This window comes from Streptomyces huasconensis (assembly GCF_021028635.1).
In the GTDB taxonomy this organism is placed as follows: domain Bacteria; phylum Actinomycetota; class Actinomycetes; order Streptomycetales; family Streptomycetaceae; genus Streptomyces; species Streptomyces huasconensis.
Genome location: NZ_CP086119.1, coordinates 3,039,014 through 3,058,259, shown reverse-complemented (window position 1 = coordinate 3,058,259; position 19,246 = coordinate 3,039,014). Strand labels below are relative to the sequence as shown.

The 19,246-nt window shown below is 73.4% G+C and carries 12 protein-coding genes; 2 read left to right on the top strand and 10 right to left on the bottom strand.

Going from position 1 to position 19,246, the window contains the following annotated elements:
* Positions 1-120: 120 nt before the first annotated feature.
* On the bottom strand, positions 121-912 hold the full coding sequence (locus tag J2N69_RS13790; protein WP_230901012.1) for an ABC transporter ATP-binding protein: 792 nt from the start codon (positions 910-912) through the stop codon (positions 121-123).
* Positions 905-1,825 (bottom strand): ABC transporter permease, encoded by a 921-nt coding sequence (locus J2N69_RS13785; RefSeq protein ID WP_230901011.1) that lies wholly within the window; start codon positions 1,823-1,825, stop codon positions 905-907. The genes J2N69_RS13790 and J2N69_RS13785 overlap by 8 nt, the downstream gene beginning before the upstream one ends.
* Positions 1,826-1,977: 152 nt before the next feature.
* Between J2N69_RS13785 and J2N69_RS13780 the strand changes: the two genes are divergently transcribed.
* Positions 1,978-2,646 carry a TetR/AcrR family transcriptional regulator gene (locus J2N69_RS13780; RefSeq protein WP_230901010.1) on the top strand — a complete coding sequence of 223 codons (669 nt, stop codon included), beginning with the start codon at positions 1,978-1,980 and terminating at the stop codon, positions 2,644-2,646.
* A 191-nt stretch (positions 2,647-2,837) separates the two neighbouring features.
* On the opposite strand, the gene galE is transcribed toward J2N69_RS13780, so the two are convergent.
* The 4 genes from galE to J2N69_RS13760 form a co-directional block, all read right to left on the bottom strand.
* Positions 2,838-3,836, bottom strand: coding sequence for a UDP-glucose 4-epimerase GalE (galE, locus tag J2N69_RS13775; protein WP_230901009.1), 999 nt, complete (start codon positions 3,834-3,836; stop codon positions 2,838-2,840).
* Between the two features lie 72 nt (positions 3,837-3,908).
* Positions 3,909-5,585 (bottom strand): glycosyltransferase family 2 protein, encoded by a 1,677-nt coding sequence (locus J2N69_RS13770; RefSeq protein ID WP_330166855.1) that lies wholly within the window; start codon positions 5,583-5,585, stop codon positions 3,909-3,911.
* Between the two features lie 57 nt (positions 5,586-5,642).
* On the bottom strand, positions 5,643-7,208 hold the full coding sequence (locus tag J2N69_RS13765) for a hypothetical protein (protein WP_230901008.1): 1,566 nt from the start codon (positions 7,206-7,208) through the stop codon (positions 5,643-5,645).
* Positions 7,205-10,699 (bottom strand): bifunctional glycosyltransferase/CDP-glycerol:glycerophosphate glycerophosphotransferase, encoded by a 3,495-nt coding sequence (locus tag J2N69_RS13760; RefSeq protein WP_230901007.1) that lies wholly within the window; start codon positions 10,697-10,699, stop codon positions 7,205-7,207. The genes J2N69_RS13765 and J2N69_RS13760 overlap by 4 nt, the downstream gene beginning before the upstream one ends.
* Before the next feature lie 149 nt (positions 10,700-10,848).
* Here J2N69_RS13760 and J2N69_RS13755 point away from each other — a divergent pair, with 149 nt between their 5' ends.
* Positions 10,849-12,948, top strand: a complete 2,100-nt coding sequence (locus tag J2N69_RS13755; protein WP_230901006.1) for a bifunctional glycosyltransferase/CDP-glycerol:glycerophosphate glycerophosphotransferase — start codon at positions 10,849-10,851, stop codon at positions 12,946-12,948.
* Here the strand turns inward: J2N69_RS13755 and J2N69_RS13750 are convergent.
* From J2N69_RS13750 to J2N69_RS13735, 4 genes are all read right to left on the bottom strand, one after another.
* Positions 12,936-15,773, bottom strand: a complete 2,838-nt coding sequence (locus J2N69_RS13750) for a stealth conserved region 3 domain-containing protein (RefSeq protein ID WP_230901005.1) — start codon at positions 15,771-15,773, stop codon at positions 12,936-12,938. The genes J2N69_RS13755 and J2N69_RS13750 overlap by 13 nt on opposite strands.
* On the bottom strand, positions 15,770-16,732 hold the full coding sequence (locus J2N69_RS13745; protein ID WP_230901004.1) for a hypothetical protein: 963 nt from the start codon (positions 16,730-16,732) through the stop codon (positions 15,770-15,772). Before J2N69_RS13745 ends, J2N69_RS13750 begins: the two co-directional genes overlap by 4 nt.
* Positions 16,733-17,077: 345 nt before the next feature.
* Entirely contained in the window at positions 17,078-17,962 is an 885-nt protein-coding gene (locus tag J2N69_RS13740; RefSeq protein ID WP_230901003.1) for a carbohydrate ABC transporter permease, read from the bottom strand.
* Positions 17,959-19,239, bottom strand: coding sequence for a carbohydrate ABC transporter permease (locus J2N69_RS13735; RefSeq protein ID WP_230904717.1), 1,281 nt, complete (start codon positions 19,237-19,239; stop codon positions 17,959-17,961). The genes J2N69_RS13740 and J2N69_RS13735 overlap by 4 nt, the downstream gene beginning before the upstream one ends.
* Positions 19,240-19,246 lie beyond the last annotated feature (7 nt).

The window sequence follows — 19,246 nt, the reverse complement described above, 5'->3', positions numbered from 1 at the left end:
TTCTGTTGCTAAACGCTCCCATAGTGTAAGGATGCGCGTATTGGTGCGACAAAAGGGTTACCTGTCCGGTTTTGGAACGGCGGTACGGGATACCCGGGGCGGTCGGCGCGGCAGGCGCGGTCAGCTCTTGCCGCCGCCCGTGAACCGCTCGTACTCCTTCAGCACGTCCGCCGTCGGCCCGTCCATCCGCAGCTCACCGCGCTCAAGCCACAGCACCCGGTCGCAGGTGTCGCGGATCGACTTGTTGTTGTGGCTGACCAGGAAGACCGTGCCCGCGCGCTCGCGCAGCTCCCGGATGCGGGCCTCGGAGCGCTTCTGGAAGGAGCGGTCGCCGGTGGCCAGCGCCTCATCGATGAGCAGGACGTCGTGGTCCTTGGCGGCGGCGATGGAGAAGCGCAGGCGGGCCGCCATGCCGGAGGAGTACGTGCGCATCGGCAGCGTGATGAAGTCGCCCTTTTCGTTGATGCCGGAGAACTCGACGATGTCGTCGTAGCGCTCCGCCACCTGCTCGCGGCTCATGCCCATGGCGAGACCGCCGAGGCGTACGTTGCGCTCGCCCGTCAGGTCGTTCATCATCGCCGCGTTCACGCCGAGCAGGGAGGGCTGGCCGTCGGTGAAGATGCGGCCCCGCTCCACCGGCAGCAGGCCCGCGACCGCCTTGAGCAGCGTCGACTTCCCCGAGCCGTTGGTGCCGATCAGGCCGATCGCCTCGCCCTTGCGAGCGGTGAAGGAGACGTTCTTGACGGCGTGCACCGTGCGCACGCCCGCCCGCGCCTCGGTCTTCCTGCGGCCGCCGATGATGCGGTTGAGGGCGGCGGTGGCGGTGCCGCGGCCCGCGCCGGTGCCGTGCACGCGGTAGACGATGTCGACCTGGTCGACGATGACGGTGGGGGCGGTCTCTGTCTCAGCCACGGCCGTAGGTCTCCTCTGCCTTCCAGAAGTAGATGAACCCGCCGACCCCGGCGAGCAGCGCCCAGCCCAGGGCCCACGCCCACACGTGGGGCGGGAGCTGGTCCGCGCGGAAGGTGTCGATGAGGGCGAAGCGCATCAGGTCGATGTAGACAGCCGCCGGATTGCACTCCAGGAGGACCTGGACGGCGTGCGGCAGGCCCCGGTCCTTCAGGACCGCGTCGATGCTCCACATCACCCCGGACGCGTACATCCACGTCCGCAGCACGAACGGCATCAGCTGCGCGATGTCCGGCGTCTTGCTGCCGAGCCGGGCCATGACGAGCGCGAGGCCCGTGTTGAACGTGAACTGGAGGACGAGGACCGGCGCCACCAGGAGCCACGACGCGGTGGGCGGGACGCCGAAGCAGAGCAGGATCACCACCAGCGCGCCCATGGAGAACAGCAGCTGCTGGAGCTGTTGCAGGCAGTACGAGATGGGCAGCGAGGCGCGCGGGAAGTGCAGGGCGCGCACCAGGCCGAGGCTGCCCGATATGGCGCGGGTGCCGGCCATGACGGACTGCTGCGTGAACGTGAAGACGAAGACGCCGGTGACCAGGAACGGGACGTAGTCCTCCACGTCCCGCTTGGTGTTCATCAGGACGCCGAAGATGAAGTAGTAGACCGCCGCGTTCAGCAGCGGGGTCATCACCTGCCAGAGCTGGCCGAGCTTGGCCTGGCTGTACTGCGCCGTCAGCTTGGCGGTCGCGAAGGCGGTGATGAAGTGGCGGCGCCGCCACAGCTGCCGGACGTACGCGGGCAGGGAGGGGCGGGCGCCGCTGACGGTCAGGCCGTGGCGGGCGGCGAGTTCGGCGGGGGCGAGGGGCGCCGCCGTGGTGGGGGGTGGGGGCGGGGATGCGTCGAGGACCTGGCTCACGTCCGTCGCTTTCGCTCGGGGCTCGGGGAGGCTTCGGAGGCTGCGGCGTACGTCGGGACGGGACCGTATCGTCGCAACGCCGAGCGTAGGACCTCGCTACGTCGGAACGCAACCGTATCGTCGTCACGCTCGCCCCTGCTTATGCTGTCCGTATGACGACGAGCGGGCCACAGGGTGAACAGGCGGGCGGGCCGGAGGGCGGGCGGCAGGGCACGCCCACGGGCGCACGACCGCGCCGCAGGGCCCCCGCCGGAGCCGCCGTGCTCCGGGAGGACGTGACCCAGGCCATCCGCGACGCCGTCTTCGAGGAGCTGGCCTCCGTCGGGTACGCGCGCATGTCCATCGAGGGCATCGCCCGCCGCGCGGGCGTCGGCAAGACCGCCGTCTACCGCCGCTGGCGCTCCAAGCTGCACCTCGTGCTCGACCTGGTGTCGGCCATAGCGGTCCAGGGGCTCCCCGCGCCGGACACCGGCTCCCTGGAGGGCGACCTGCGGCTGCTGTACGAGGTGACCTCGCGCGCCCTGCGGCACCCCGTGGCCTCGCAGATCATCCCCGACCTCCAGGCGGAGGCGGCCCGCAACCCCGAGATCGCCGAGGCGCTCCAGAAGGCGCTGCGCGAAGGGCAGCACGGGGTGGCGAGCGGCATCGTGCGGGCCGCCGTCGAACGGGGCGAGCTGCGGGAGGGCGCCGACCAGGAGCTGGCCCTCGACCTGGTGTCGGGGCCGCTCTACTGGCGCTCGGTGGTGGTGCGGGCGAAGCCGCCCAAGGGGTACCTGGCCCGGCTCGCGGCGGCCACGGCGGCGGGGCTGCGGGCGCTCTGAGCGGCGCGCCGTTCTGCGCAGGCGGCTGCTCAGGAGCTGCCGCCCGCCTCGGCCGGGAGTGTGCCGGCCTCACGTTCGCCGTCACCGCCAGGGTGAGGTCAGCGCCGCCTCACCGAGCCACCGAGGCCGACGCCGTCGATGAGCGAGAGCGCGTCGGGCCCGGCCCCCGCCTCCCGCACGGCCGCCGCCCGCTACACCCCCGGGCGGGCCCCCGCCTCCGGATGCAGCCGCACCCACCCCGCCCACGCCGAGGCGACCATCTCCCGCACGTCGCGCTTGGCCGTCCAGCCCAGTTCCGTGGCGACGCGGTCCGCCGCGGCCACCACGCGGGCCGGGTCGCCGGGGCGGCGGCCGGTGACCTCGGCGGGGATGGCGTACCCCGTCACGTCGTTGATGAGGTCGGTCATCTCGCGTACCGAAACCCCCTCGCCGCGGCCGACGTTGAGGGTCAGGTCAGTGCCGGGCGCCGCCGCCGCGAGCCTGCGGGCCGTCGCCACATGGGCCTCGGCCACGTCGACGACGTGGATGTAGTCGCGTACGCAGGTGCCGTCCGGGGTGGCGTAGTCCGCGCCGAAGACGCGGGGGGCCGCACCCGCGGTGAGTTTCTCGAAGACCATCGGGACGAGGTTGTAGACGCCGGTGTCCGCCAGCTCGGGCGAGGCCGCGCCCGCCACATTGAAGTAGCGCAAGGAGGCGGTCGCCAGGCCGTGCGCGCGCCCGGTGGCCCGCACCAGCCACTCGCCCGCCAGCTTCGTCTCGCCGTAGGGGCTCATCGGCTGGCACGGCGTCTCCTCGGTGACGAGCCCGTTCTCGGTGGAGGGCATGCCGTACACCGCGGCGGAGGAGGAGAAGACGAAGGACGGGACGCCCGCCTCCACCACCGCTTCGAGCAGGACCCGCAGGCCCTCCATGTTCTCGTGGTAGTACCGCAGGGGCTGTTCCACCGACTCGCCGACCTGCTTCTTCGCCGCGAGGTGGACGACTCCGGTGACGGCGTGGTCCTTCAGGGTGCGGGCGACGAGGTCCGCGTCCAGCGTCGAGCCGGTCACGAGCGGGACCTCCGCGGGCAGGCGCCCGGCGATGCCGGTGGACAGGTCGTCGTAGACCACGGTCCGCTCGCCCGCCTCCGTCATGGCGCGGACGACGTGCGCCCCGATGTATCCGGCGCCGCCGGTGATCAGCCAGGTCATGGTCGTCTTGTCCCGTCTTGTCGTGCGGTTTCCCTCGACGTGCAGTGTCGCAGAGCCGGTGTACGGGTCGCGTCAGCGGCCGGAAGCGCCCCCGAGGGAGCCCTGGAGCGAGCGGGCCAGGCGTGTGAGGCGCCGCTTCGCGACCCCCGCGACCCCCCGCACGCCGGGCGCGAGCCGCACCGAGAGGTTCCCCGCCTGGGTGGCGTACGGCTGGACGAGCAGCACCCCGCGCCATCCGTTCGCCACCACCGTGCGGCGCAGCAGCCCGGGGCCCGCGACGGCGTGGGCGGTGGCCTCGCGGGCCGTCCCGTCGTCGAAGTGGAGCCGCAGCCGCAGGTCCCATACGCCGCCGGCCAACGCCCCGAGGTCGAGCAGGACCTCGGCGGTCCAGGTCTCACCGGGCCGCTCGGTCCGGAACGCCGCCGTCCGGCGCAGGCCCGGCCGGCCGCTGTGCCGGTCGACCAGTTCGACGTCGACGGTGGCGGGGCCCGCGGCCGCGACCCGCCCGTACAGCTCGCGCAGCCGCAGCGTGAGGCGGCTGCCGCCCGCGCGGGGCCGCAGCTCGCCCTCGACCGCGAGGGGCAGCAGCCGCATGGGGCGTACGAGGAGGTGCTCCAGGGTGACCTGGGGCAGGTCGTCGGCCCAGACGGGCGTGCCGTCGGCCGCCCGGGGGTACGGCGGCGCGAGGCGTGCCGGGCGCGCCGCCACCTGCTTCAGCCGCGTCAGGTCGCGCGGCCGTTCCGAGGCGAGGACGACGCGCGCGATGACGCGGCCCGGGGCGGGCGCGGCGTCGAGGTCGGCGGCGTCGAACGTCTCCAGGTACGCGCGCGTGAGCGCCCACCACTCGCGCCGGTACTCCTCGCCGCGCGCGGTCAGTTCACGGGCGTACATGCGCAGCCCGTGGTCGATGAACTTGGCGCGGGCCGCCCGCGCCAGCCGCTTGCCGCCGGGCCCGGACGCGTCCCGCAGGATCTCCACGGACTGGCGGTGGGCCTCCATGCGGGCCCGCCAGTTGGCGATCCCGGAGCGGTCCAGGGAGATGGAGAGCTTGGCGGCGGCGCGCCGCACGTGCCACACGTACACGGTGTCCGGGACGAGCGCGATGCGGGGTCCGGCGGCGAGGACACGCGCGGTGAAGACGAAGTCCTCGTAGACGAAACGGCCTTCGGGGAAGCGGATGCCGTGCTCGCGCAGGAAGTCCGTGCGGTAGAGCTTGTTGACGCAGAGCGTGTCGTGGACGAGGCGGGTGCGCAGCTCGGGCCGGGCGACGAGCCGGGCCTTGGCGTACAGCTCCGGCTGCCAGGGCACCTCGCGCCCCGAGGGCAGTTCGCGGCGCACGCACAGCCCGGAGGCGACCTGGGCGCCGTGCCGTTCGGCGGCGGCGAGCAGCGCGGCCGCCGCGCCGGGCGGCAGCACGTCGTCGCTGTCCAGGAACATCACGTACGGCGCCGACGCGGCGTCGATCCCGTCGTTGCGGGGGGTGCCGCAGCCGCCGCTGTTGCTCGCGCGGCGGATCACCCGCACGCGCGCGTCCCGCTCCGCGAGTTCGGCGAGGATCGCGTCGCTGCCGTCCGTCGAACAGTCGTCGACGGCGATGACCTCGCGGACGACCGGCCCTTGGGCCAGCGCGGAGCGCACCGCGTCCGCGACGTGGGCGGCGTCGTCGTAACCGATCACGACGACGGAGACGGGAGCGGCCTCGGGGACGGGAGCGGCCTCGGCGGACGGGTTAGGGGCGGGTGTGTTCAGGGCAGTCGGGTGAGGCGGGATGCGGTCCACGGGGGAAATGTTAGTGGTTTCTCGTAATTATCCGATTAGGGGGGCATTCATGGGTGCGGCACCGTCCCGGTGCGGCTCCGGTGAACCCCCGACCCGGGCCAGCACCTCGCCCGTGCGTCGGCTCCAGTCGACGACGACCGCCTCGCGCGGCACCTTCTGGCCGGGGGAGAGCAGCAGCCACCGCACGTCGTAGCGGTGCGCGATCGCCGCGCGCTCCCGGCGGGTGGAGTCCGGCGCGAGGTAGGCGCGCACGGCGGCCAGGCGGCGGCCCCGCACGTCCTCGTCGAGCGAGGCGTCCGGCCACGCCGGGGCGACGAGGTTGACGCCGTACGCGGGCACGGACCGCGTGGGCCGGTAGCCGTCGGTCAGCACGACGTCGCCGCGCCGCATGTGCCCCACCGCCCAGCCGTAGTCCGGCCAGCGCGGCGGCTGGTCGAACCCGATCGGGTCGAGCGCCCGCGGCACCACCGCGCCCGCCTGGATCTGGAAGAACCCGACGCAGGCCCCGAGCGCCGCCGCCCCCGCGAGCGCCCCCCGCCGCGCCCCCCAGGGACGCGGCGCCGCCAGCTCGATGGCCAGGGCGAACTGGAGGGGCACGAGCGTCAGTCCGAGGATGCGGCCGTAGGTGTAGTGGCCGCTGACCCAGCCGTACGCGACGACCGCGCACTCCAGGGCGAACATCAGCACCAGCGGGTCCGTGCGGTCCCTGCGGAAGCGCAGCCACAGGGCGGGCAGACCGAGCAGCGCCAGCCAGAACCGCTGCGGCATCCCGCTGTAGAGCTGGCGGTGAATCCAGTCGACGCTCGCGTCACCGACCAGGGAGAAGACGCTGTAGTACGGCCAGAGCGACGCGATGAGGGCCGCGGTCGCGGCGGTCGCCGCCCACGCCCACACCTTGCGGCCGGACGCCGCGAACGCGACCACGCCGATCACCGCCGCCACGGACGAGATCGGGTGGACGAGCAGGATGAGTCCGCACAGGGCACCCAGACCCACGTACGCCCCGACGCCCCTGCGCCGGGGACCGCGCGCCAGTGAACCGGCCCACGCCCAGGCCCAGAACGCCAGGCCGATCGCGAACGTCGACGGATAGCCGAGGTTCCCCGTCATCGACATCAGGCCCAGATAGCCGCTCCACCACGCCATGCGCGTGCCCCACAGCAGCACCATCGCGCCCAGCGCGAGCACCGGGGCCCACGGGCGGGGCGTCAGAACCCGCACGAACCGGCCGACGCCGGTGAGCAGGACGAGGAGGTTCAGCGGGCCCGAGACCTTGACGACCTGCCAGCCGGCGAGGTCCGTCACCTGGGCGAACAGGCCTTGAAGGCCCGCGTACGGCGAGTAGTACGCGCTGCCGTCGCCCGGCAGGTCCGCCATCGGGTGCGCCGGGTGCAGGAGGTCGTCCTTGAGGCGCTCCACGACCGCCGCGTGCTGCCCGAAGTCGCAGCACATCGGCACCCGCCAGAACGCCAGCGACATCACCAGCCAGAACAGCCCGCCGAAGACCGCGTAGGGGGAGGGCCGCCACCGGGGGCCGCCCCCCAGGGCCGTCGCGCCGTGGACGGCCCTGCGCACGAGGAGCGTGCCGCTCACCGCATCAGCCTCTCCGCGACACGGGCGGCGGCCCGGCCGTCGTCCAGGTCGCAGTACGCCTCGCGGAAGGCCGAGTACGCGTCCGTGTGCCGGGCCGCGATCGCGTCCAGGTCGCGCAGCGCCTCGACGACCTCCCCGGTGGAGGCGAGCAGCGGCCCCGGCGCGCTCGTCTCGAAGTCGAGGTAGAAGCCGCGCACGGTGTCGCGGTAGTGCTCCAGGTCGTAGGCGTGGAAGAGCATCGGGCGCCCGGTGTGCGCGAAGTCGAACATCAGCGAGGAGTAGTCGGTCACCAGCACGTCGGCGATCAGCAGGAGTTCGGCGGCGCGCGGGTGCGCCGTCACATCGCGTACGAAGGGCGCGCGGGCGCCCGGCAGCCGGCCCGCCGTCAGCGGGTGCTTGCGCACCAGCAGGACGTGGTCGTCGCCGAGGACCGACTCGGCGGCGCGGAAGTCGAGCGCCGGTTCGTAGCGGAACCGGCCCGGGGCGTACGCGAGATGGTCCCGGTACGTCGGCGCGTACAGCACGACCCGCTTGTCCGGCGTGACGCCCAGCTCGTTGCGGACCCGCTCGGCGACCTTCTGGCGGTCGTCGCCGAACAGCACGTCGTTGCGGGGCGAACCGGCCTCCAGGACCTCGCCTTCGTAGGCGAGGGCGCGGCCCAGGTGCGGGGTGGAGAAGCGATTCGGCGAGACCAGGACGTCCCACTGGCGGGACAGGCGCGGCAGGGCGTCGAGGTGGCCGTGGTCGGCGTAGAGGGAGTCGGTGAGGTCGGTGCCGATGCGCTTGAGCGGCGCGCCGTTCCAGGTCTGGACGACGGTCTGGCCCTCGCGGCGCTCGAAGAACTCCGGCAGGTGGCCCGCGGTGACGATGCGGCGGCAGCGGGCCAGCGCCTCGTACCAGGCCGCGCTGTGCTCCTCCACGGCCTTGGCCCCGGCGGGCACACGGGTCTGCTGGTCGTGCGTGACCCACAGGTGCTCGACGTCGGCGCCGCGCCGCACCAGCTCCTCGTGGACGGCGCGCGGCGAGTCCCCGTCGAGGTACAGCACGGCGTCGGTCAGCGGCTGTTGGCGGTGGCGCGGGTAGTGGGCGGTGCGCAGCCGGTGCTGCCGGTAGGCGCCGCGTTCGGTGCGGGCGAGCACGGAGCCCGCCTCGACGAGGAGGCGGTCACCGAACCGCCGGTCGAGGGTGAACTCCCGTCCCTGGACACTCTGGTGGAGCGGCAGGCCGGCCGCCACGGAGGCGAGCAGCCGCACGGGCATCCCGTCGTCGGCGCGCCCGGCCTGCCCCGGAGAGGCGTTCGGGTCCCGCAGGAACGCGTACCACCGCCCCTCGCGCAGCGCCCCGCCGCCGGGCGCGACCACCGCGCGCAGCCGCTCCCCGACGCGTTCGGCCGGGACCGTCAGCTCCTCGTCGCGGCCGCTGTGCCGCAGGACCAGTTCGGCGGTGGGCCAGGCGGCCTCGGAGGCGAGCATCTCGACGGTGAGCGTGCCGTCCGCGCCCCACGCGACGCGGTCGGCGACCGGCTGCCGCGTCACCTCGACGACCAACTCGCCCCGGTCGTTGGCGGTGGCGCACAGCTCGCGGCCGTCGTCCGAGGCGTACCGCCCCGGGGCCAGGGCGAGGCTCGCGGCCAGCGACTTCAGCGTGCCGTCGGGCAGCACGAGGTTGGCCTGCCAGCGCTCGCCGTGCGGCGGCTCGACCTCCTTCGGCGCGAGGTGCGGGGTGGGCGCCACCCCCGTCAGGTCCGCGAGCCGCACCCGCACCTCGAAGCGGTCGTCGGCGAGTGCCACCGGGCAGTCGACGTCCGTCCCCGAGTGCGGGTGGGTGAGCCGCAGGGAGCGGGGGCGCACCCGGCCGGGCAGGCTGCCGCTCAGCACCACGTCGCCGCCGTCGCGCCGGTGGGCCTCGACGCGCGCCGCGTACTCCTTGATCCGCAGCACCAGGCGGCCCTTGCTGTACCCGACGACCAGGCGCAGCCCGTCGCCCAGCTCGCGCACCAGGGACTGGGCGGAGGGCCCGTCGGCGGCGCGCACGGCCGCGCGCCGCACCGTGCCGTGACCCGCGACGACCACGCCGAGCAGCCAGTTCCCCGGCTGCCACGCCCCGCCGGTCCGCAACTGCTCGGGGTCGACGGTCATCTCGAAGCCGGCCAGGTCGTAGCAGTGCAGGCGCTGCCGTGACTGCTCGGTGGCCTGCGGGGCGGCGACCGTCCTCGTCGGCACGCGACGGAAGCGGCCCCTGCTCCGCGTCGACCGCAGCAGCCCGGCCTTGACGGAGTGCGCGGGGCGGGTCGCCTCCAGGTTGCGGACGTACGCGTATCCGCTGATCCGCAGCGTGCCGTCGGCGCCCCACCGGATCTCGCCGGCCCGCGCCACCACGGGCAGTTCGTCCCGCCCGACGCGCGTCAGCCTCTCCGGGACGCGGCCGATGCCCGGGTAGGCGGCCCGGCGGCGCAGCGCGCCCCGCACGTGGAAGGCGGTGCCGTTGGCCCGCTCGAAGGTGAGCAGGTCGATGAGTTCGGCGGTGCGCCCCTCGCGGACCAGATGCCACTTGACGCGCAGGTCGACCGGGAGCCCGGCGATGACGGACGGGTCGGCGCGGCGCAGGAAGGCGGCGGTGTCCGTCATGAAGGCCGCGCGGTACTCGGGGCCGCCCATCGGCAGCCCCTCCAGGAAGTACACGAAGTCGTCGCGCAGGCAGGAGGCGTCGTACGTCTTCTTCATCTCCGGCGCGTGCCGCGCGAGGAAGCCGCTGACGTGCGCGCACGCCGCGATCCGGTCGCGGACGCCCTTGACGTCGGTGCGCCGCCGGGTGATCGAGCCCTCGCGGACCCGCCAGTAGTAGACGTGGTCGCTGAGCACGTCCACGGAGTGGGCGAGGAAGTGCGCCGGGATCATCACGGGCGTGTCCTCGTAGAGCTTGCCCTCGGGGAAGGTGAAGCGGTGCCGGTCCCAGAAGGCGCGGCGGAACACCTTGTTCCAGGCCACGCGGTCGGAGAGCAGGTCCAGGTCGCGGGAGATGTGCGTACGGGTGCGCGGCTCCGTCAGCCACTTGTACTGCCAGGCCTGGGAGCGGCCGCGCTCGGTCAGCCGCCAGACGTTGCCGCTGGCGAAGTCGGAGCCGGTCTCGTCCAGGCTCGCGATCATCCGCTCGTACGCGTCGTGCGGCACGACGTCGTCGCTGTCGACGAAAGTCAGGAACTCGGCGGTGGGCGACGCCTTGCGCACGCCCGTGTTGCGGGCGGCGCTCAGTCCGGCGTTGCGCTGGCGGACGTAGACGAAGCGGGGGTCGCGGGCGGCGAACTCACGGGCGATGAGGGGGCTGCCGTCGGTCGAGCCGTCGTCGACCATGACGCACTCCAGACCGCCTGGGCCGCCGTGCCCGGGGCCGGCCATGCCGTTGACGGTCTGCCGGGCGATCGATTCCAGGCACTCCTCCAGAAACTCCTCGACGTTGTAGATGGGCACGACGACGCTGAGACGGGGCTGCACGGCGACCGGCCTTTCATGGGAGTACGGGCATATTTAGCCCCCTTTGCCCGTTCGCGGTCCGCGCCGGTCAGTTTCTCCGGCGTGTGTCACCCCAATGAGTGAGGTGAGGTCTTCGACAGGGGGTGCCCGGCTGGCTACGGTCGGTTGACATGTCGCGCTTCTCGGTCGTCGTCCCCGTCCACCGCGTCCAGGGCTACCTGCGCGCCTGCCTGGAGTCGGTGCTCAGCCAGTCCTTCGGCGACCTCGAACTGACCGTCGTCGACGACGCCTCGCCCGACGCCTGCGCCGCGATCGCCGCCGAGTACGCGGAGCGAGACCCGCGCGTGCGCCTGATCCGCCTCCCCGTCCGGGCGGGGACCGGACCCGCCCGCAACATCGGCGCCGACCGCGCCACCGGCGGCCACCTCCTCTTCCTCGACGGCGACGACCTGCTCCTGCCGGGCGCCCTCGAAGCCCTCGACGCGGCCCTCACCGACCACGGCGACCCGGACGTCCTGCTCTTCGGACACGACCGCGTCGACTGGTGGGAGACCGTCCGCCCCGCCACGGCCCCCCGCGCGGACGACCCGCTGGCCGCCGCCCCGGCCGCCTGGAACCGCCTCTTCCGCCGCGACTTCTGGCGCGCGCAGCGGCTCGCCTTCTCCGACGCCGCCTACGAGGACGTGGTGCCCGTCCACACCGCGACCCTGCGCGCGGGCGAGCGGATCGCCGTCCTCGACCGGACCTGCGTGCGCTGGCGCGAGCGGCGCGGCGGCAGCTTCTCCACGACGCCGGGCCGCCACCACTTCGCCGTCATCGGGCGGTACGGCGAACTCCTCGCCGCCGCCGGGGCCGCCGACCGCGCCCGGCTCCTGCCGCACGCCGCCGCCCACCTGCTCGCCGTCCTGGACGACCCGGGACGGGTCCGCGCGAGCGACCGGCGCGACTTCTTCCGCGAGGCGGCCCGCGTCCACCGCGCGTACGCGCCCGAGGGCACCGAGCCCCGCGACCCCGGCGAGAAGGCCCTCGCCGCCGCCTCCTACGCCGCCTACGAAGGGCTGCGCAAGGCCGAGTCGCGGCGCCTGCGCGTGACCCGGCACCTCAAGCGGCAGAAGAAGAAACTGCGCGCCCACGCCATGCGCGCCGCCTACCGCGCCGACCGGTACCGCTCCCTCGACCCGCACCTGGCGGTCTACGGCGCCTACTGGAACCGCGCGGTCTCCTGCAACCCCGCCGCGATCCACGCCAAGGCCCGCGAACTGGCCCCGCACATCCGGGGCGTGTGGGTGGTCTCCGGACGCCACAGGGACAAGGTGCCCGCCGGGATCGAGTACGTCGTCGAAGGCTCCCGGCGCTACTGGGAGGCGATGGCCAGGGCGACGTACCTCATCAACAACTCCAGCTTCCCCGGCGGCTTCACCAAGCGGCCCGGACAGGTCTACCTCCAGACGCACCACGGCACCCCGCTGAAGAAGATGGGCCTGGACCAGCGCCGCTACCCGGCGGGCACGCACGGCATCAGCTTCCAGAAGGTCCTGGACCACACCGACCAGTGGGACTTCAGCCTCTCCGCCAACCCGCACTCCACGGAGATCTGGGAGCGCGTCTACCCCTCCGCCGCGTACGAGGCCCTGGAGGCCGGCTACCCGCGCAACGACGTGTACTTCACGACGGGCGACGAGGAGATCGCCCGCATCCGCGCGCGGCTCGGCGTCGAGGACGGGCAGACCGTACTGCTGTACGCGCCCACCCACCGCGACTACCAGAAGGGCTTCCTGCCCCGCCTCGACCTGCGCCGCTTCGCCGAACGGCTCGGCCCTCAGTACGTCGTGCTGGTGCGCGCCCACTACTTCTACGGCGCCGACGCCGGGCTCGACGCCCACCCGCGCATCATCGACGTCACCGGGCATCCGCGCGTGGAGGAGCTGTGCCTGGCCGCCGACGCCCTCGTCACGGACTACTCGTCCCTGATGTTCGACTACGCCTGCCTGGACCGCCCGATCGTGACGTACGCCCCCGACTGGCAGGCCTACCGCCTCGCCCGCGGCACCTACTTCGACCTGCTCTCCGGGCGGCCCGGCGAGACCCCGGGCGCGGTGGCCACCACCGAGGACGAACTGGCCGGGCTCTTCCGGGACGGCGGCTGGAACTCCCCGGAAGCGGCGCGGCTGCGGTCGGCGTTCCGCGCCCGCTTCTGCCCCTACGACGACGGGAGAGCCGCCGAACGGGTCGTCCGGCGGCTGTTCACGCCCGCGTCTCAGCGTTCGTAGGGCGAGCGCACCGGGAAGTACGCCGTCAGGAACGACCTGATCGCCAGCGCCATCTCCTCGTCGGCCATGCCGCTGTCGGGCGACTCGCCGATGCAGAACGCCGCCCGGTCGCGGTTCTGCAGCAGCCGCCCGAGCCGCGCGTGGTCGGCGCGGTCGCCGATGTCCACGAAGTCGTACGAGATGGTGCCCGGCACCGCCCGCCCGGTGAGGTACGCGTAGTGCTGGTGCAGCGACGACACCAGGGAGTGGTCGCCCACGGAGCGGAAGCGGCTGCGGGCCGTGGCCGCCAGCTCCTCCGGGAAGCGTTCGGTGATCTCCGTGAGGATGCTGCGGCGCAGCGCGTACGGCACGTGGAAGAAGCTGTGCGTCGTGGTCCTGCCGAAGGCGGCGCGCAGCAGCTCGCGGTTGTTCTTCGCCGCCGCGAGATAGCCCTCGTCGTCCGGTGAGAGGGGCAGGGCGGGCACGGACTGCGAGGACCAGAAGAAGCGGGGCAGGCCGTTGCTGAGGAAGAACAGGTCCGGGCCGGCGGGGCGGCCGAGGAACATGTCGTCGTTGAAGTACAGGAAGTGCTCCGACAGGCCCTCGATGCGGTGCAGCTGGCTTTCGATGGAGTGCGAGTTGAAGGTGGGCAGACACGCGTCGGGGTCGGCGAACAGGTCGCGGTGGTCGACGACCGTCAGGCCGGGGTGCTCCCGGTCGAGCCACTCCGGGACCTGCCCGGCCGTGACGAGGTACACGTGCCGCACCCACGGCGCGTACATCGCCAGCGAGCGCAGGCTGAAGCGCAGCTCGTCGCGGTTGCGGAAGCGCACGGCCCCGTCGTCCGCCGACTCCCGCCGGCCGCCGCCGCGCGTCGCGTCACGGCGGGCGCGCCACTCGGGGTCGGAGTCGTCGACCCAGGTGTAGACGGCGTCGATGGGGAAGTCGACGTCCCTGACGAGGAGTTCGGTGAACACCTGGAGGGTCGGGTAGTCGCGGTCCGCCACCCGCAGGGCCGCCGTCGGGGTGAGCGAGGGCAGCACCGCGCCGGCCAGCGTCGTCCCGAAGGGCGCGCGGAAGCCGTCCTCGGCGGCGGGGGTGCCCTGGGGCGTGCGGGGCCAGAACGCCACCGTGCAGGCGAGGCCCGCGCCGTGCCGCAGCGACAGGGTGGTCGTGGTCACCGGCTTGAAGACCTTGACGCCGGACAGGGCACCGATGGAGTCCAGGCGTTCGGCGAGGACGACTCCGGGCGCCGCGTCGCGCGGGTTGACCAGCTCGGCGTAGACCGGCTGCCCGCGCAACGCCGCGGCCAGGGCCTTCAGCGCGCGGTCCTGGTCGTCGGCGGCCACCGCCAAGGTGTGGGCGGTGCCGTCGGGGGTGCGGACCAGGACGTAGGGCACGTCCTGCGCCTCCAGGGCGGAGGCGGTGAGTTCGAGGTTCCACTCCGCCATGCGCGGGGCGAGCACGTCGTCGCGCCGCTCGGCGAGGCGGCCCACCGAGCGGATGACGCGGCCCGTCGGGTCGGCGGCGAGGATCTCGTCCTCGCGGGCCCGCTCGTCGGCGGCGGCCGCGGCGTCGAAGGTGTGCGGCGCGGTCGGCCGGAAGCCGCAGCCGCCGGAGGCGACGCCGAGCGCCACGCGGTCCGCACGCCCGCGCAGCCGCTCGGGCAGCTCCCGTCCCGCCACGAGCCGCGTGTACAGCTCCTCCCAGCGCGCGGTGACGTCCGCCGAGGAGAAGCGGGCGTAGACGCCTTCGCGGGCGGCGCGGGCGTACGCGCCCCGGGTCGCGTCATCGCTCATCAACTCGTCCATGGCGCGCGCCAGTTCGCCGACCTCTCCCGGTGGCACGAGCAGCCCGTCGACGCGGTGCCGCACGATCTCGGCGGGCCCGGTCAGCACGTCGTACGCGATGACGGGCACCCCGGCGGCGAGCGCCTCCAGGAGCACCAGCGGAAACGCCTCGTTGTGCCCGGCGGTCATCAGGCTCAGCCCCGCCTTGGCCCATTCGGCGGCCATGTCCTGACAGGGGCCGAGGAGTTCGACCCGGTCGTGCAGGGCGAACCCGTCGACCAGGCGGCGCAGATGCCGTTCGCGGTGGCCGCTGCCGAAGATCCGCAGCCGCCACTGCGGATGCGCCTCGGCGACCTGCGCGAAGGCCTGCACCGCATGGTCGACGCGCTTCTCGCCGGTCAGCCGCGCCGCCATGACGATGACCTTGCTCTCGCCGTCCGCGCGCGGCCGGAAGCCGTCCGGCACGGCGTTCGGGATGACGGCCAGCTCGGGCGCGGTGGGCCCGAGGGACTCCGCGATCCACTCCCGGGTGCGTTCGGTGAGGGTGACCAGGGCGTCCAGGCGCGGCGCGTGCAGGAGCAGCGGCTCACCGGAGGGGCCGCGCCGCTGGGTGGGGCGGTGCTCCTGGTGGACGGTGACGACGCGCGCGGGCGCGAGCGTCACGGCGGCGGCCAGCAGCGCGGGCGTGGTGGTCACCAGCACGTCGGTGTCGATCGCGGAGAGCGCGGCGGTCAGCTCGATGTCGGAGAGCCGGTCGAAGGTGTCCTCCCAGGCGGGCCGGATCAGCTCGCTGGGCAGCGCGGCGAGCGTGCGGCACGCGGAGGCGTCCAACTCCGTCGCCCGCACCGGCCGTTCGGGCGTCACCGTGCGGTCCACGAGATACCGCACGGGCAGGGCGCGGGCCTCCGCGAAGAACGGCTCGGCGCGGGTCCGGAAGACGGAGACGACCTCGACCTCGATGCCGGGGCGTTCGGCGAGGTGCGCGGCCTGGGTGTAGGTGGCCAGCTCCGTCCCTCCCATCTCGTCCCCCCACCCGAGCAGGTACGTGATCTTCATGAGGTCTCCTTGGCGGGCTCCCGCGTGAGGTGGCTGATGTCCCGGCACGTCACCGCGAAGGCGCCCGTCCGGGTGAAGTGGGCGTGCGCCCGGACCAGTGCCCCTTCCGGCAGCGCGAAGACCCGGAAGGGCGTGGGGCAGGCGGCCGAGGGGTCGCGCACGTCCGTCAGCCACCGGCCGAGCGGCAGCCCCGCCACCCGGAAGTCCCACACCCACTGCCCGGCACCGGCCCCGGTCATCGCGCCGAGCGGCACCGACAGCGTGAACGCTCCGCCGCGCACGGCGACGTCGACGGGTACGACGACCTTGTCCCTGCGCCGCACGGCCTCCGCGCACACCGGCCCGGCCGCCGCCCCGATGAACCGCCCGTGCACGGTGATCCCGTCCCCGCGCGGCTCGAAGCGCACCAGCTCCGCGCGCGCCCGGGACCGCGTGGCCTGGAGCACGGCCCGCCCGGTGCGGGACCGGACGATCCGTACGAGGGTTCCGGTCAGCGGGTCGGGGGCGCACGGCACGGTGGGTGTCGCGGGCGGCGCGCCGTCCTCGACGGGCGCGAGCCCCCGACGCCGTACGCGGCCGTCGGCGCCCCGCGTCTCGACGGTCAGCCGCCACACGCCGTCCCGCATGTCGCGCAGGGTGGCCGTGGCGGTCAGGAGCGGGACGGCGGCCGTGTGCCGTTCGTAGGCGAGGGGGACGGCGAGCCGGCGGCGGCCGCGGGTGATCAGCAGCCGGGCGCGGTCCGACGGCCCGGTGCTCCCGGCGGCGAGGGCGAGGTTCAGGGTGCGGCTGTCGCGGAGCGAGAGGTGCACGGGCGTCAGCGGCGGCGCGGCGCGCGACACGTGCCCGGCGGCGGCCCGCTCCAGGCGGAACCGCGTGCTGCGCACGGTGGCGCGCAGCCGCCGGACGAGGTGCGGCGGGGCCCCGGGAAGGCGGGGTGGCGTGAAACCAATGCGGTCCATTTATCCACTTTGCCCATTTTGCGACCAGAGCTCGCGCTCCGCGCCCCGTTTCTCCCCCACGACCCCCCCAGATTCGGCCCGCACGGAGCAGCGGACCACGCCCCGGGGCCTCCCGAGCCGACGCGGCCCCACACCCGCGTACGCACCCCCCCCCGCATCCCCGCCCCCCCCGAGCCGACGCGGGCCCGCACCCGCGTACGCAAGCGAGGGGACGTGGGGGTATGTGCGCGCGGAGCACAGTGGTGGTCATGACGTCCCCGAAGCAGCAGAACCCCCGCACCAAGATGGCGAGCACGGACATACCCCCGCGGCCCCGCCCCACAAACGCACCCAAGGCGCACCGGGCTACTTCACCGCCCCCGCCATCACCCCCGTAACGAACTGCCGCTGGAACGCGAAGAACACCGCCAGCGGAATCACCATCGAGATGAACGCCCCCGGCGCCAGAATCTGCACGTTGTCGCCGAAGAACCGCACCTGCTGCTGAAGCGCCACCGTGATCGGCGGATTCTGCGAGTCGGCGAAGATCAGGGCGATCAGCATGTCGTTCCAGACCCACAGGAACTGGAAGATGCCGAGCGAGGCGATCGCCGGCGCCCCCAGCGGCATCACGACCCGCAGGAAGAGCCGCAGCTCACCCGCCCCGTCGAGCCGCGCCGCCTCCAGGAGTTCGCGGGGGATCTCCGCGAAGAAGTTCCGCAGCAGGAAGACGGCGAACGGCAGGCCGAACGCCACATGGAAGAGGACCACGCCCACCGTCGTCTCGAAGATGCCGATCTTGCCGAAGAGATCGGCGATCGGCACCAGCGCCACCTGCACCGGCACCACGAGCAGCCCGACCACGCCGATGAACCACCAGTCGCGGCCCGGGAAGTCCATCCACGCGAACGCGTACCCGGCGAGGGAGCCGAGCAGCACGACGAGCAGCGTCGCCGGGACGGTGATCATGACGCTGGCCAGGAGCGAGTCGGTGATCGTCTCGTCCTTGAGGAGGTTCGCGTAGTTGTCCAGCGTCAGCTGCGAGGGCGCGCCGAAGACCTTCCACCAGCCGCTCTCGCTCATGTCGGCGGAGGACCGCAGCGAACCGATCAGCAGCCCGACCGTCGGCATCAGCCAGAAGAGGCCCACGAGCACCAGGAACACGCGCAGCGCGGTCCCGCCCAGCGCGGAGGCGACGCGCCCGCCCAGGGACTGCTTGGCCTTGACGATCTCCACCCGGTTCGTCGTCATCGCCGTGCCTCCCGCCGCATGCGCCGGATGTTGAACAGCATCACCGGGATCACCAGCAGGAACAGGAGCATCGCGATGGCGCTCGCCACCCCCGCGTCCCGGTCGCCGAACGCGGAGTTGTAGAGCTGGAGCGCGAGGACGTTCGCGTCGTCCTTCGACGACCCCGGAGGGATCACGAAGACCAGGTCGAAGATCTTCAGTACGTTGATCATGAGCGTGACCAGGACCACCGCGAGGACCGGCGCGAGCAGCGGCACCGTCACCCGCCGGAAGACCTGCCACTCGTTGGCACCGTCCACGCGGGCCGCCTCCAGGAGTTCACGGGGCACGCTCGCGAGGCCCGCCGCGATCAGGACCATGGCGAAACCGGCCCACATCCACAGGTACGAGCCGATGACCGCGGGCGTGATCAGGGACGGGCCGAGCCAGTCGACGCCGTTGTACGGCTCGCGGAAGTTCGAGGCGGGGAAGCGCAGGTGGGCGCCGTCCGCCTCCTTCGGCAGCGCGAAGGTGCCGTCCGCCGCCGCCTCGGTGGACGCGACCACCTCACCGCCCTTGACGGCCTCGATCCTGATGCCCGCGTAGCCGAACTCGGCGGGGTCGGGGGCGTTGGGTTTGCCCCGGCCCTTGCCGCGCGTGAAGTCCTGCCAGGACATGCCGGTGACCTTGTCCGGGTCGGCCTGCGCGGGCTTCGCGGCCTTCGCGTCGTCGGGCAGCTGGTTCGGCGGTACGCCCGTCAGCGCCAGCGCCACCGGCTCGCCCGCCCGCACCGGCTCCTTGGTGATGAACGCGCCGCCGCCGGCCGCCTTCAGGGGCGAGTCCATCGCCGGATGCGCCTGCGGGAACGCCGACGACTCGGCGAACGTGTCGTGCACGCTCACCGCGACGGCGTTGGCCACCCCGCGGTCGGGGTCCGACTCGTACACGAGCCGGAAGATGATGCCCGCGGCGAGCATCGAGATCGCCATCGGCATGAAGATGACGAGCTTGAACGCCGTGCCCCAGCGGACCCGTTCGGTCAGCACGGCGAAGATCAGGCCGAGCGCGGTCGCCACCGTCGGCGCCACGACCACCCAGATCGCGTTGTTCTTGATGGCGGTCAGGATGCTGTCGTCCGTGAACAGCGTCTTGTAGTTGCCGAACGCCGTGAAGTCGCCCGACGAGTCGAAGAAGCTGCGGAACAGCGAGTACCCGATGGGGTAGAGGACGAGCGCGCCGAGCAGCACCAGGGCGGGCAGCAGGAAGAGCACCGCCACCAGCCTGCGGGTGCCGGTCACGCTCTTG

Bases quoted from the DNA above. Each gene is read 5' to 3' on its own strand.
- J2N69_RS13780 (WP_230901010.1), top strand. From the start codon at position 1,978: ATGACGACGAGCGGGCCACAGGGTGAACAGGCGGGCGGGCCGGAGGGC.
- galE (WP_230901009.1), bottom strand. From the start codon at position 3,836: ATGACCTGGCTGATCACCGGCGGCGCCGGATACATCGGGGCGCACGTC.
- J2N69_RS13755 (WP_230901006.1), top strand. From the start codon at position 10,849: ATGTCGCGCTTCTCGGTCGTCGTCCCCGTCCACCGCGTCCAGGGCTAC.
- J2N69_RS13750 (WP_230901005.1), bottom strand. From the start codon at position 15,773: ATGAAGATCACGTACCTGCTCGGGTGGGGGGACGAGATGGGAGGGACG.
- J2N69_RS13745 (WP_230901004.1), bottom strand. From the start codon at position 16,732: ATGGACCGCATTGGTTTCACGCCACCCCGCCTTCCCGGGGCCCCGCCG.
- J2N69_RS13740 (WP_230901003.1), bottom strand. From the start codon at position 17,962: ATGACGACGAACCGGGTGGAGATCGTCAAGGCCAAGCAGTCCCTGGGC.